Raw genomic sequence first — 12819 nt, 5'->3', positions numbered from 1 at the left:
GGGGAAATCCTCCACCCAGCAAGGTATTTTTTCTCTCTGAGGTGTAAATCACTCAGCTAGAGAGCTCACCAGCTGGCTAGCTGGTTTTTTGTCATTCGTAAAAAAAATGAAAATTTGCGACGAATGGTACGCAAATCCTCTTGCATGACGCGGGACATTATCTATGTTCCCGCCCATCTATGACTGACGCATTTCCAAAACGCCTTAAAGCTTTCGTTTTATTCGGTGCTCCAGGATCCGGTAAAGGAACTCAAGGCCGCGTACTTGGTGAAATTCCAGGTTTTTTCCATTGTGCATGTGGCGACGTCTTCCGCGCACTAGACACCAACTCCGAACTCGGCAAAAAGTTCGTTGAAGTCTCATCCACCGGCCAGCTCATCCCTGATGAAATGACTGTGGAACTCTGGGTGGCTCAAGTGAAAAAGTGGATCGACAGTGGCGTCTACTCACCAGACTCAGACATCATCCTGCTCGACGGCATCCCACGTAGCCTCAACCAAGCGAAGATCCTCGACCAATACGTCGACGTTATCCAAGTCATCCATCTCTCATGCCCAGATCGCGAAGAACTCGTTCGCCGCATGAAGCGCCGCGCGGTTAAAGAAAACCGTCTCGACGACGCCAACGAAGAGACCATCAACAAGCGCATCGCCACCTACGAAGCTGAAACCAAGCCAATGCTTGAGTTCTACTCAGAGGACGCGATCGCCAATATCGACGCGCTGCAGACACCAGTCAAAACGCTCTCCGATATCCTCAACAAAATCACCAAGCTAGACCTCTAATCTCTAGCTGAAAATCATTTCTAAAAAGGCGTCCAATAGCGGGCGCCTTTTTTATCTACTTACTAGCAAATATTTCTAACCAATCATGAGTGCTCCACGTGTTATTTTTATGGGAACCGGCGACATCGCCCTGCCATCCATGCAGGCATTGCTAGATTCAGATCTCGAGACCGTAGCGCTGGTCACCCAGCCAGATAAAAAAGTCGGTCGCAAGCAAATCGTCACGCCGCCAAAGATCAAAGTCATGGCCGAGCAAGCGAGCATCCCCGTGATGCAGCCAGAAAAAGCTCGTGATGGCGAATTCCTCGCCCAGCTAGAAGCACTGCAGCCAGACATCATCATTGTCATGGCCTACGGCCAAATCCTTACCCAAGCGCTGCTAGACATCCCTAGCAAAGCCATCATCAACCTCCACGCATCACTACTGCCCAAACACCGCGGCGCCTCATGTATCCAAACTGCCATTGATCAAGGAGATCAGCTAACAGGCATGACCGTCATGCATGTAGTCAAAGAGCTCGACGCCGGCGACATCATCGTCCTGCACTCCACCGCCATCGGTGAAAAAGAAACCGCAGGGCAGCTACATGACCGCCTAGCAGATATAGCTCCAGCCGCCATGATGGAGGCATTAGAAAAACTCATCGACGGCAGTGCCAGCCGCCAGCCACAAGATGATGCATTGTCTAACTACGCGCCAAAACTTCTCCGCGACCACGGACTGCTAGACTGGAGCCAGCCAGCTGAAAACATCGAGCGCCGCATCCGCGCCTACGACCCGTGGCCAGGAACCTACACCACCTTCTCAGATGCCAAAGGGCCGAAACGACTGAAGATTTTCCCGCAGACTGAGCTCGTCGAGCTAGCTGGCAATGACGCCCTAACTCCAGGATCTATCATCTCAGCTGGAGATGACGGCATCACCGTAGCCTGCGGGTCTGGAGCGCTGAAAATCACCACCTTGCAGCCAGATGGTAGCAAGCGCATGAGCGCAGCAGACTTCGCCCGCTCAGGAAAAATCACCACAGGTGATCAGCTTGCTTAGGCGTAGGAAATACGGTAGCTGCGCGGTGTGCAGCCAGTGACTTTTTTGAAGGCCCTGAAAAAGTAGTCGGGGTCTTTGAAGCCCACTTCTGTGGCGATCTGTTTGACTGGCTTACTCGTCGAAACTAGCAGAAGCTGGGCTTTTTCAATGCGTTTTTGTTGGATGTATACTGACGGTCTAACATTTAATATATCCACAAACACATTGGAGAAATACGTTGGGTGCACATTGGCCAAACTCGATAATTTGTCCAGTGTTAGGTTTTCGCTCATGTGGCTCTCGATATAGTCGATCGCCTGCAGAACTCTTTCTTGGTTGAGCTGGTTCTGGCACGGTTTTGGATTCGCATCAGATTCGAGAAAGCGCGAGATGATGAGCTTGATGATTGCCTCCGTTTCCATCGACTCGTGGAAAGGTTGCTGGTAGTCATGTTGCGCTGTTATGGTCGCATTATAGGCTTTGTGAAAGGGATCAGCGATCTTCATTTGCCGGTCCGGGTTGATCTCTACCAAGCGCTCAAATAAGGACGGAATAAATCCCTCAGCACGCTGCGACCAATTGAGATCATTCAAGGTGAACAGGTCAACTTCCGAGCCCAGCTGAGCGGAAAAAATCACCCCGTACATCTCGCAGAAATCTTCGCAGATATAGTTCACCGGTGTATAGGGCGGAGCAATGACCATAGTCCCCGGTTCTAGCAAAAATCGTTCACCGTGATGCTCGATATAGGTGCGCGATGATCGCGGTGTGAAATACAGCCGCGTGAACGGGCTGTTGACATTTTTATATGACCACCAATCGCCAATCGTTAGATGCTCGATCGAGTACACCTTGATTCTCAGTGTGTGAATTAGATCCGCTATCAACATCAATTTCAGTTCAGCACGAGTGTATGATTTGTCCAGTTATTACTTGTTTGTCACAGAGCAAATAAACTTGGCATTTTTGTAAATGAAGTCGATGGCTAGCTAGCATAGAACCGGCATGTCGTGACGCCCCAATAAAGCGATCTACACTCCAATGCGCTGCTGTTGGGCATTGGGAATGGTCCAGATTATCCAGCTCCCTTATTTCTTTAGAATCTGTTGCTTAGGGTGATTTTTTTTGCCTGCGAAATTGATTATCTGCTTTCACGCTCTAACGTGATGTGTAGATTTTCTATATGTACCCGGCTCTTCCACGCTACCCATATCTGTTGCTTCTATTAGCGAGTCTTTGTTTGGCGGCTCTACAACCATCACTAGCAGCTGATATAGATGATCTGCAATGGTCGATTCAAGATGATGAGACGATCATTATTGAGAGATGTAATGATAAGGCTAGTGGTGAGTTGATTATCCCCGAAAAAATAGAAGGCCATCTTGTGAAAGTTATTCAGCAACATGCATTTGATGGGTGTGATTTGCTAACTAAGATAGAGTTGCCAGATAGTGTAATTGAAATTGGTGCTTCAGCATTTTGCGAGTGCAGATCGCTCGTGAGTATCCAATTGTCATCAAACCTTCAAAGCATAGGTTCTGATGCCTTTGTAGCTTGTGTGAGCCTCAATGAAGTCGTTATTCCTGCAAGTGTAGGTCACATAGGTCAGCGAGCTTTCGTTGCCTGTGAATCCCTCACAGACATTTATTTTGAAGGTGACGCACCTTCGATAAATTCTTATATATTCGAGGACATAATAGAAGGTGAGGTGGAATACTGGGTCACTGTTCACTGCCGTGATACTGCTAGTGGCTTCTACCATGAGCATTGGGGAGGAGGCATCGTTTTGTCTAGCCCATTCTTATATGGAATCGAGGCTCTAAGCTATTTTGAATTAGACGGGGCCATTCACATCGAAAGTTGCGACACCTCGTTTTCTGGAGCGATGAACATTCCTGATTACATAGATCAACTTCCGGTGTTAGTGATTGAAGATGGAGCCTTTAAAAACTGTAGTTCTATCACATCAGTAGAGCTGCCAGCCTATCTGACGGATATTGGAGAGGAAGCATTTTCCGATTGTACACAAATGAAGAGCATAGAGTTTCAGCTGAAAGTTAGAAATATCGGGCCTGATGCATTTGCTAGCTGCGAAGTTTTAGAATCTGTTACATTACCTAGCCAGATCGCTCGGATTGATTCTGGCACTTTCTCATGTTGTTATAAATTACAGTCAATAAACATTCCTAGCGGAGTAGATAGCATCGGTGATGCTGCCTTTTTAGATTGTATAAGTCTCGTTGAGATAAGTATCCCCTCGAGTGTGAAGAGTATTGGGCAGAGAGCATTTTATTATTGTGAAAAGATGGAAACGATCAGCCTATCAGAGGGGATCGAGAGCATTGGAGCTTATGCGTTCATTAATTGTAGCTCATTAGGTAAAGTTCGTCTTCCGGGGAGTGTTGAAGCTCTCGCCACTAGTACATTTGCTGGGTGCTCGAGTTTGCAAGAACTAATTTTATCAGAAGGGCTTCTGACGATCGGAAGTAATATTATTGCTTCGTGTACTTCGCTGAGGATGCTAGATTTGCCAGCGAGTGTGGAGAGGATAGATGAGGGTGCGTTTACCCACAGTTCTTTGGGGGCCATCAATGTTACCACTGGAAATGTTAGCTATAGCTCTGTTGATGGAGTTTTGTTTGATGCAGCCCAAAAGCACCTGATCTTTTACCCTGTAGACAAAAAATTGTCAGTTTATCATCTGCCGGACTCGGTAGAAAGTATTGCAGAGCAAGCTTTTTGGGGGTGTACCTATATAGAATCCATGGTTATTCCTACGAGTGTAAATAATCTATCTGTGAGTGCTGTTAGCTGGTGCCTAGCCTTAAGAGCAGTGTATTTCTTAGGGGATGCTCCTGCTGGATCAGAAGCATTTAATAACTTACCAAATGAGTTTATCATTTATTATTTCTCAGACCGCACAGGCTTTACTTCACCTAATTGGATGGGGGTGAAATCAGAAGAAATAGATAGGTCTATTTACCCTGAGGCTGAGTGGTTGATTTCTCAGAATCGTGACCATGACGTGGATGTTTTTGCTGATGACTCTGGAGATGGTGTAAGTTTATTTATGGCGAAGGCATTGGGCCTAGATCCGGATGATCATCTGGCTTCACAGATGCCGCAGGCCGATCTGCAGCAGGAAACTGTGGAGATTACTTTTAAAGCCGAAGAGTTAGGGGTGGATTACTTTGTGGAACAGAGTCATAACCTAATCGATTGGGATAGCCAAGGTGTGAGCCTGACACCTATCAATGCCGATGGTGAAATTACGGCTAGTGTACCAGCTACAGAAACAAAGGTGTTCCTGCGCCTCGTGGTGGCCCGGGCTGGTTTGGAATAGTGAGTGAAGCATGAGACATGCTAGCGTGTCGTAAGTGGGCCTAATCACCTGTAGGAGCACAAGTCTAGCTAGGGTCTCAAAAATCGACCTGTTGGGAGTGAAATCGAATACCAACTAGCTGGATGAGTTAGGCTGGAAGCTGTCGATCCTGCATGGATTCATGCCAGACAAATTTTTCTATGTGATTGAATGGCATCGAGTTTGCGCTAGATCATAGTCATGACTATCACCCAATCATCTGTCGATCTATCAACAGCTACAGGCACGATGCGCTGTGGAATTTTCCGCCCCGAGCGAGCTGGAGCTTATCCAACAGTTATTTTCTATTCAGAGATTTTTCAGATCACCGCACCGATTGCCCGCACCGCGGCATTTCTAGCTGGTCACGGCTATGTGGTAGTGGTGCCCGAGGTTTTTCATGAACTCAATCCTATTGGCACGGTGTTAGCCTACGATGATGAAGGAAAAGACAAAGGTAATGACGATAAGTTTACCAAGCCGCTGAGCGATCACGACACCGATACTGAAGCGATTGTTAGCTGGCTGGACGAGCAGGATTTCTGCAATGGCGTGTTAGGATCCTGGGGAGTTTGTCTCGGTGGCCATCTTGCGCTGCGCGCTGCGCTGCATGCTCGCGTGAGTGCCGCCGCTTGTTACTACGCTACCGATGTTCATTCCTGCACCATGCCAGCTGGAAACTTGCCACAGACTATTGATCGTCTGCGCGAGATCAATGGCGAGGTGATGATGTTATTTGGTCGTCAGGACCCACATGTGCCAGTGGAGGGTCGCCAGCTGATCTATCAAAAATTCACCGATAACGAAGTTAACTTCACCTGGCATGAGCTGAATGCGCCGCATGCCTTCATGCGTGACGAAGGCGATCGCTACGACCCAGAGCTGGCGATGTTAGCCCAGCGCCTGGTGCTCGACTTATTTCACCGCGCGCTGAGGTAATTTGGACTCAGTTAGCCAGCTGGGATTACAAACCCTTAGGTATTGCTAAATTCCTGCGTGGCGGATCAGGGTAGAAAATCTACCTTCGCATAAGCCATTCAGGCCCATCATGCTTGAGCTATTATAGAAAGTATCTGTATAATACAGGTACTTTTTTGACAGCGTGAATTTTACCTGTATAGTACAGGTAATGAGCGAAGAAAAACTAAAATCAATTGATCCAGAAATGGCGACTGGCTTTCTTGTTGGGCGAGTTGCTCATCAGCTTCAGCTACGTTTAGCTACAGCCTTATATGATGCTGGGATTTCCCTATCAGCCGAGGGTGTGAGCATCTTAACGGCGTTAGCCAATATGGATTCGGCCAAAAAGATGAGTGAGCTGGCTGAAATATTAGGCCGCGATGCAACGACATTGAAACGCCAGCTAGATGGCTTGGTGAAAGCTGGCTTGGTAGAACGTATTCCCTCGGTGACTGATCGCAGGGTGGTTGAAGTTTCAGTGAGCGCAAAAGGTCGTCAGTTAGTGGCATCTAGCATGCCTGTGACCATGGCGCTGAGGAAGCAGGCGATGCACGGGATTTCTAAAGCAAAAGAGCGGGAGCTGAAAGCTATGTTGGTGCGGATGCTAGAAAATTTAGCAGGCTAGAGTAACTGAAATATCCAGTGATGAACGAGCATCGAATATCCAAATTGAACGACTAAGATTTAAATTAGAAATTAAAGGACATGAATATTATTATTTATTCAGCAACGATTTTGTTGGCTCTAGCAGGCATTCTGAAAATGGTGGGTATCAAACCCATGGTGGAGCAATTTGCCGAATTTGGCTTACCCAAGATAGCGATGCGTTTGATAGGTTTGGCTGAGGTTGCGGCCGCTGTTGGCTTATGGTTACCTGGCCTGCGTCAATATGCAGCAGGGGGCATGGTTTTGATGATGTTAGGCGCCATTGCGAATCATATTAAAGTAAAGCACCCGATTTCACAGTCATTTCCTGCGATTCTAGTGCTTGTTTTATGTGCGCTGATCGTAGCGTTTGGCTAGATTTTTTGAAAACCATAAGCTAGCTGTGAGGTCCTTAGCTTTTAGCAAGTTTCGCCATCACACCATTGACAGCTGTGGCGAGTAGCTTGCGCTGGGCGGGCAAGATAGGTTTGAGTGTGACCACGACACCGCCGGTTTTTTCTTGGTTGTAATGCAATGTTAGTTGGCATTTTTCCAGCTGCACCTCGGCGTCGGCAATCTCAGACCAATAAATCACTTGTAGGTTTTTCTCAGGTTTGAAAAAGGGGAAAACCTCCACACCCAGCGGCGTGAGCAGGATGTAGGCGTGGCGGCTACAGCGCATGCCCAGCCGCAGGAAAATCACAAACAGTATGAGGGTGGGAAAACATACCCACCACCAGCCAGGTAGCAGCGGGCTGGTGCTCCAGTTCTGTGTAGAGAGGATGAAAAATGCCATCGCCACACAGAATGATATGATAGCTAACAAATAGAACAGCGGCGCCTGAGCAGCACGCGTGAAGCGTAGCTCTTTTTCTGGCTCAGCCACTTCCTTAGGTCCGCTGGGAATGACTTTCTCTTTGATGCTCTCCTTGTCCATCGTCGCCAATGGCATAGCGCATCCCGCCAGCCGTGCAAAGTGAGGAATTTTAATTCTTCTAACTGATCGTGGGGGGTAGGCTTCAAGCCCGTCGTTCAGCTGTTCCGCAGCAAGCCGACCCAGCTGGTTCACCTCACCTACCGTAGTAAGGGTTACAAGACCCATTCATCGCAGAGCAGCCGCACTCTGGCAGCCAGCGATGACGATGACCCCGAGGGGAGTCGCCAACCTGAATCTAGCCAGACCCTAGTCGGCACCCCAGAGCACCCGTTTTGGTCGCTCGACCGCCTCGCCTGGATCACCATGGGCGAGCTGGAAGTGGGCGAAAGGCTCGAGCTGGCCGATGGCAGCACCGCCGTCATCGAGAGCACCGAGCTGGAAACATCCGCTGCTGGCGAGCACTTCTCTACCTACAACTTCGAGGTCGCCGACTGGCATACCTACTTCGTCACCCCACAAGGTGAAAGCTCCACCGAGCAAGCCGTCTGGGTGCATAACCTCTGTGCTGAAGGCACACACCGGGCTATGGAAGGTTACCTGAAGCATGGTAAGAAGTATCTAAACCGCCTCGAAGCGAGAGGCATCGTGAACAAAAATGATATTACAAGGATAAGGGGTTTAGCGATCATGCAGAAACTGACGAATAAATCTGTCAGCGATCTGGCTACTTCTCCCGGTTTAATGAGGGATGTACTTGGTGGACCCAGAATGAAGGCTCTTCGTGACAAACCGGGCCTGTATAAGGCGTTTTACGGCAAAGCTGTTGAGCTAAGGGTGGCTAAGTTAGTGAAAGACAAATCTTCCTTGAGGCGTCTATACTCTCATGTGGGAGATGGAGGCGGCGCGCCAAGCGTAGATTTCATTGGTCACGGGCAGTTTAAAGGGTTGGAATTTGATGTCACCACTGTAAAACAATACCATTCAGGCATCAAATTCCAGAAATATGGAGATGATGTTTTGGTTCCAGCCTATTAACTAACTACAGTATGGAAACTTATTCAAAATGCGATTATAGTCAGGATGAAAATCTACCTTCTTGGAGTTCAGCTCATTATCAAAGATGTATCTTCAGCGGTAGCTATATGGGAACTGATATACGTGATCCGCGTAAAAGAATCGTGATCTCAGACGTCAAATTCACGAACTGTCAATTTAAACAAGTTGATTGGTGTGGGGTTTCTTTTCATAATGTTGAATTTGAGAATTGCTGGTTCAAATCTATCAATCGATTTGATGCGTGTCTGTATTCAAATGTAAAGTTCACGGGCTCACATCGAGGCACATATTTAGGATCTCATCGATGGGATATAGGAAGAGACATCAACAGCCCTGCAAATAAAGCCTTCATAGAAGCGAATCAGCAGGCCTATGAACAGATAGATGTTGCGATAGACTTGAGCGACTACGTCATGGGTGGGCAAGCCTACTCTGAGCTACTGACATCTGGGGTTCCTATCTCTAAGATTGTAAAATCGAAGCATGGCCACTGTGAGTTTATCAACTATAAGCGGATGGTTTCACTCTTGGAGTCAGGGCTCGTGGAAGAGCCTCTCGCTGATGATCTAGAGACCCAGATGTATTTAAACAGTTCTGATTTTGTGTACCTCTATGCCTCAAACGACCTTCATTCAGCGAAGTTTATCGAGTTTTGCGCTCAGAATGATTGCATCATTTCCTGAATGATAGAAATAAAGAGACAAACAAATCATTAGGCTCATGTGCATTTTGCTCCATTCATAGAGCTGCAGTGTGCGATTCAAAAGTCTCATTGGAGCTTAAGCGTAAGCGAGTGGCCGCCCTCCCCACCATTCCCACATCTTCAGCAGTAGTCACCAAACTTAATACAATCGACCGCAATGCATTCTAATCAACTCACCTTTAGCAAGCCTGTGGGCGGTATTTTCCTATCCACGGCGATCAGCCTGACCCTGCTCAGCTCCTGTTCTGATGACAAACGCGAGCAGCAAGTTTACTTGCTGTGGTTATGATCCCGACAGAATGATTGTTAGTTCAATGAGAAGTTGCTAGCAGGAGATTTTTTTTCTTCTCAGCTGGCTGGAGGGGTTTATGCTGAACGGGTGATGAAACGGATTCTTTTTCAGACGACTCTAGCGCTGGCTGGACTGGCGGTGACCACAGCTGCTGAGCATGTAGTATTGCTGCACGGTTTGTGTCGTTCTAGCAAGTCGATGGAAAAGATGAATGAGCAGCTAAGTGAGCTGGGATATACCGTGCATAATGTTGACTATGAATCGCGCACCGCTGAGATTAGCGAGTTGAGCGAGGAGGTGATCTCGGCAGTGCTGCTAGAATGCAATGAGCAGCAGGCAGATAAAGTTCACTTTGTCACCCACTCGATGGGCGGTATCATGGTAAGGCATTATTTGGCCAATAATAAACTTCCTCAGCTGGGTCGCGTGGTGATGTTAGCGCCACCTAACCAAGGCAGTGAGGTGGTGGATAAAATTGGCGACTGGAAGGCATTTAAGAAGCTCAATGGTCCAGCTGGCCAGCAGCTATCGACGGCGGAGAGCAGCGTGCCTAACCAGCTAGGAGCGGTGAAATTCCAGCTGGGTGTAATTGCTGGTGATCGATCTATCAATGGCATCAATAGCATGATGATAGATGGTGACGACGATGGCAAAGTTTCCGTAGAGCGCACCAAGGTAGAGGGCATGAGCGATCATGTAGTGATCCACTCCACCCATCCGATGATCATGAAAAATGACGATGCTATCGAGCTAACAGCGCGCTTTCTGAAGACGGGAAAATTTGCCGACGATACAGCTGATTAATTTCGGTGGCGGGCAGGGCATCTTCGTGTAGACTTTGGCCGACGCGATGATGGTATTTTTGCAAAATCTATGGGCGATCTGTGAGGCGCTGGGGGTGTGGTTCCTGTTGGGGCTCTTGATTGCTGGGCTGATGCATTTGTTTGTGCCAGCTGGATTGTTTCAGCGCTGGCTGGGCAAGAGCTCGTTTGCCAATGTGGTGAAGGCGGCATTTATTGGTGTGCCGATGCCGCTTTGTTCCTGCGGTGTGGTGCCTACTGTGTTGGCTCTTAAAAAAAAGGGGGCGAGTAAAAGCAGCTGCCTATCATTTCTTGTTAGTACGCCGCAGACTGGTGTAGATTCGCTGATGGTTAGTGCGTCATTTCTCTCCTGGCCATTTGCCTTTTTTAAATTAGCTAGCGCCTTTGTGATCGGCATTTTTGCTGGCTGTTTGCACCATGTGCTGGCGAAGTCAAAACCTGCAGCTGCGGGGGAAATTGAATCCGCTCAGCCAGTGGAGCGATCCAGTGTTAGTCTGAAAGAGCTCTACGATTTTGCCATCAATGATCTGTTTTATAACCTCTGGCGGTGGATGTTTGTGGGCCTGATTGCTGCAGCTCTGATCGCTACCTTTGTCAGCGAGGAATTTCTTGGCAATAGCCTGTTTGCTGATCCATTGATGGGATCTATCGCGGCTCTTTTTCTCTCTATTCCGCTGTATGTTTGCGCAACGAGCTCGGTTCCGATAGCGGCGGCATTGGTCGCCAAGGGCATGTCACCAGCGGTGGCGATTGTTTTTCTTATCGCTGGTCCCGCGACTAACATTGCGACTATCGGTCTGATTTATAAAAGTTTTGGACGCCTATTCACAGTGGTCTACCTCTTGTCGGTTAGCGTTGGCAGTGTGATTTGTGCGGTCTTATTTGCCTCGGTGATTCAGGTGAAAATGCCCGAGCATATTGGCCACCACCACGGAGAATCATCTAGCTGGCTGGTTCTAGCTGGAGCTGTGGCCTTTGTTGGGTTTTTGTTATTATTTGCGCTACGCGACGCAAAAACTTGGCTGGCTGGCCTACTAGCTAAAGGAGATGAATCCATCGAGCTCGATGTTGATGGCATGGGCTGCCAAGGGTGTGTGAGTAAAATCCGCGCTAAGCTAGTGGAGGAGAAACTAGCCAGCTCGGTAGTAGGAGATCCAGCTAACAATAAGTTGACGATTACTGGCATCCAGCTGGATAAACAAAAACTTCGTCAAGCTCTAGCTGAGCTTGGTTATGAGTTAGGTGATGATGGAAACTTATAGCAGTTCTTGATCAAATCGGTCGCCAGCTAGGTGTTTTTGCAGATAGTCCCAACTGGCTAGCTGCTATTTTAGCACCCTTTCAGGGTGCGTTAGACGGGGGTATTTCTCGGGGCTGAAGCCCCGAGCTTTGTTCTGACGGGCTTTCAGCCCAATTTTGCGAGCTGGGTGCTTATAGGGCAGCCGTGCAGGTGTCTGGGTTTTGCTCTGATTGACTTTCAGTTCAAGTGTCCTGGTTTTGTTCCAGAGCACCTTCAGCTCAGGTGTCCGAGCTGCGTTCTGATTGGCTTTCAGGCCAGATTCTTTGTGACTGCAGATTCTTTATTATGGGGCGGTCAGAACCCAAGTTAGTAGTGGTGTGCAGAGCATTATTTTCTGCACACTGAAAACTACTAACTGAAAACTATCCCATTAAATCATCGGGTCTTTGCGTTGGCAAAGCTGCAGGGCGATGCCCCATGGGTCGCGCAGCATGACGAGCTTGTCACCGTCAGGCGTGACGTCGTCGCTGAACTCAGTGCAGCCAGCTGCAATCAGTCTGGTTTTATCTGCCTGCACGTCTTCGGAGACAAAGGCGAGGTGGACGAGCAGGGGGTGCATTTCTGAGTAGTTAGGTGTGCTGGCAGCTGGGTTGTTATAAACCTCAATCATGACGGTTCCGCTAGAGTCGGCAATGAAGCGGGCATCAGCTGGAGCTGGACCTGAGCGCTTGGTGGTCATGCCGAGGTGTTTTTCGTACCAGATAGCGAGTTCTTTTGAATCAGCAACTTGAATGGCAAAATGTTCGATTTTCATAGCTGGCTGAAACTTAGACTATGGCAGCGGAAATGTGAAGTCTGGGGTGAGGTGAATCATCATTGGCTGAGCAGGTGTTTAGGGCGCTTGGATTCATGCTTACTTAAGATGCCTGTGGTGCGGTTGGGGCTTGATAGACGGATGCGATGATAATTCCGGGTGATGAAACGGAATTTAGCCACCCATCAACAAATCATGATTTATTGATGGGTGGTCTGGATTGGGGCTTGCCAAGCGGCTT

At 48.3% G+C, this 12819-nt stretch carries 13 protein-coding genes and 1 pseudogene; 11 read left to right on the top strand and 3 right to left on the bottom strand.

All coding sequences use genetic code 11. From position 1 onward, the window contains the following. The first annotated feature begins 179 nt into the window (after nt 1-179). Nucleotides 180-785, top strand: a complete 606-nt coding sequence (locus JIN82_RS06820; protein WP_200310889.1) for an adenylate kinase family protein — start codon at nt 180-182, stop codon at nt 783-785. Between the two features lie 85 nt (nt 786-870). Then, complete coding sequence (gene fmt / locus JIN82_RS06815) at nt 871-1830, top strand: methionyl-tRNA formyltransferase (RefSeq protein WP_200310888.1); 960 nt, start codon at nt 871-873, stop codon at nt 1828-1830. Here the strand turns inward: fmt and JIN82_RS06810 are convergent. Next, nucleotides 1827-2699: a helix-turn-helix domain-containing protein gene (locus JIN82_RS06810; RefSeq protein WP_200310887.1), complete on the bottom strand. Its 873-nt coding sequence runs from the start codon at nt 2697-2699 to the stop codon at nt 1827-1829. The two genes, fmt and JIN82_RS06810, sit on opposite strands and share 4 nt — an antisense overlap. Nucleotides 2700-3049: 350 nt before the next feature. Between JIN82_RS06810 and JIN82_RS06805 the strand changes: the two genes are divergently transcribed. From JIN82_RS06805 to JIN82_RS06790, 4 genes are all read left to right on the top strand, one after another. Then, on the top strand, nt 3050-5152 hold the full coding sequence (locus JIN82_RS06805; protein WP_200310886.1) for a leucine-rich repeat domain-containing protein: 2103 nt from the start codon (nt 3050-3052) through the stop codon (nt 5150-5152). A 219-nt stretch (nt 5153-5371) separates the two neighbouring features. After that, nucleotides 5372-6109, top strand: a complete 738-nt coding sequence (locus tag JIN82_RS06800; RefSeq protein ID WP_200310885.1) for a dienelactone hydrolase family protein — start codon at nt 5372-5374, stop codon at nt 6107-6109. A 190-nt stretch (nt 6110-6299) separates the two neighbouring features. After that, a complete protein-coding gene (locus JIN82_RS06795; RefSeq protein WP_200310884.1) occupies nt 6300-6755 on the top strand; it encodes a MarR family winged helix-turn-helix transcriptional regulator in 456 nt (151 codons plus the stop codon). Between the two features lie 80 nt (nt 6756-6835). Then, on the top strand, nt 6836-7153 hold the full coding sequence (locus tag JIN82_RS06790) for a DoxX family protein (RefSeq protein WP_200310883.1): 318 nt from the start codon (nt 6836-6838) through the stop codon (nt 7151-7153). A gap of 34 nt (nt 7154-7187) precedes the next feature. Here JIN82_RS06790 and JIN82_RS06785 read toward each other — a convergent pair whose 3' ends face one another. After that, nucleotides 7188-7877 (bottom strand): hypothetical protein, encoded by a 690-nt coding sequence (locus JIN82_RS06785; RefSeq protein ID WP_200310882.1) that lies wholly within the window; start codon nt 7875-7877, stop codon nt 7188-7190. Between JIN82_RS06785 and JIN82_RS17705 the strand changes: the two are divergent. From JIN82_RS17705 to JIN82_RS06765, 5 genes and pseudogenes are all read left to right on the top strand, one after another. Then, nucleotides 7812-8150 (top strand): annotated as a pseudogene (locus tag JIN82_RS17705) (polymorphic toxin-type HINT domain-containing protein); the annotation flags it as partial. The gene JIN82_RS06785 and the pseudogene JIN82_RS17705 overlap by 66 nt on opposite strands. Nucleotides 8151-8237: 87 nt before the next feature. Further along, a complete protein-coding gene (locus JIN82_RS17180; RefSeq protein ID WP_234041827.1) occupies nt 8238-8687 on the top strand; it encodes a hypothetical protein in 450 nt (149 codons plus the stop codon). Nucleotides 8688-8698: 11 nt separating this feature from the next. Next, nucleotides 8699-9391 carry a pentapeptide repeat-containing protein gene (locus tag JIN82_RS06775; protein ID WP_200310881.1) on the top strand — a complete coding sequence of 231 codons (693 nt, stop codon included), beginning with the start codon at nt 8699-8701 and terminating at the stop codon, nt 9389-9391. Between the two features lie 402 nt (nt 9392-9793). Next, on the top strand, nt 9794-10507 hold the full coding sequence (locus JIN82_RS06770) for an esterase/lipase family protein (RefSeq protein WP_200310880.1): 714 nt from the start codon (nt 9794-9796) through the stop codon (nt 10505-10507). Between the two features lie 46 nt (nt 10508-10553). Beyond that, the gene (locus JIN82_RS06765; protein ID WP_234041826.1) at nt 10554-11786 is read left to right on the top strand and encodes a permease; all 1233 of its coding nucleotides are present in this window, start codon (nt 10554-10556) and stop codon (nt 11784-11786) included. Between the two features lie 408 nt (nt 11787-12194). Here JIN82_RS06765 and JIN82_RS06760 read toward each other — a convergent pair whose 3' ends face one another. Further along, nucleotides 12195-12578, bottom strand: a complete 384-nt coding sequence (locus JIN82_RS06760; RefSeq protein WP_200310878.1) for a VOC family protein — start codon at nt 12576-12578, stop codon at nt 12195-12197. Between the last annotated feature and the right edge of the window lie 241 nt (nt 12579-12819).

The organism is Persicirhabdus sediminis (genome assembly GCF_016595495.1).
Classification (GTDB): domain Bacteria; phylum Verrucomicrobiota; class Verrucomicrobiia; order Verrucomicrobiales; family Akkermansiaceae; genus Persicirhabdus; species Persicirhabdus sediminis.
The sequence above is the reverse complement of the archived record's forward strand: the minus strand, read 5'-3'. Positions and strand labels throughout refer to the sequence as shown.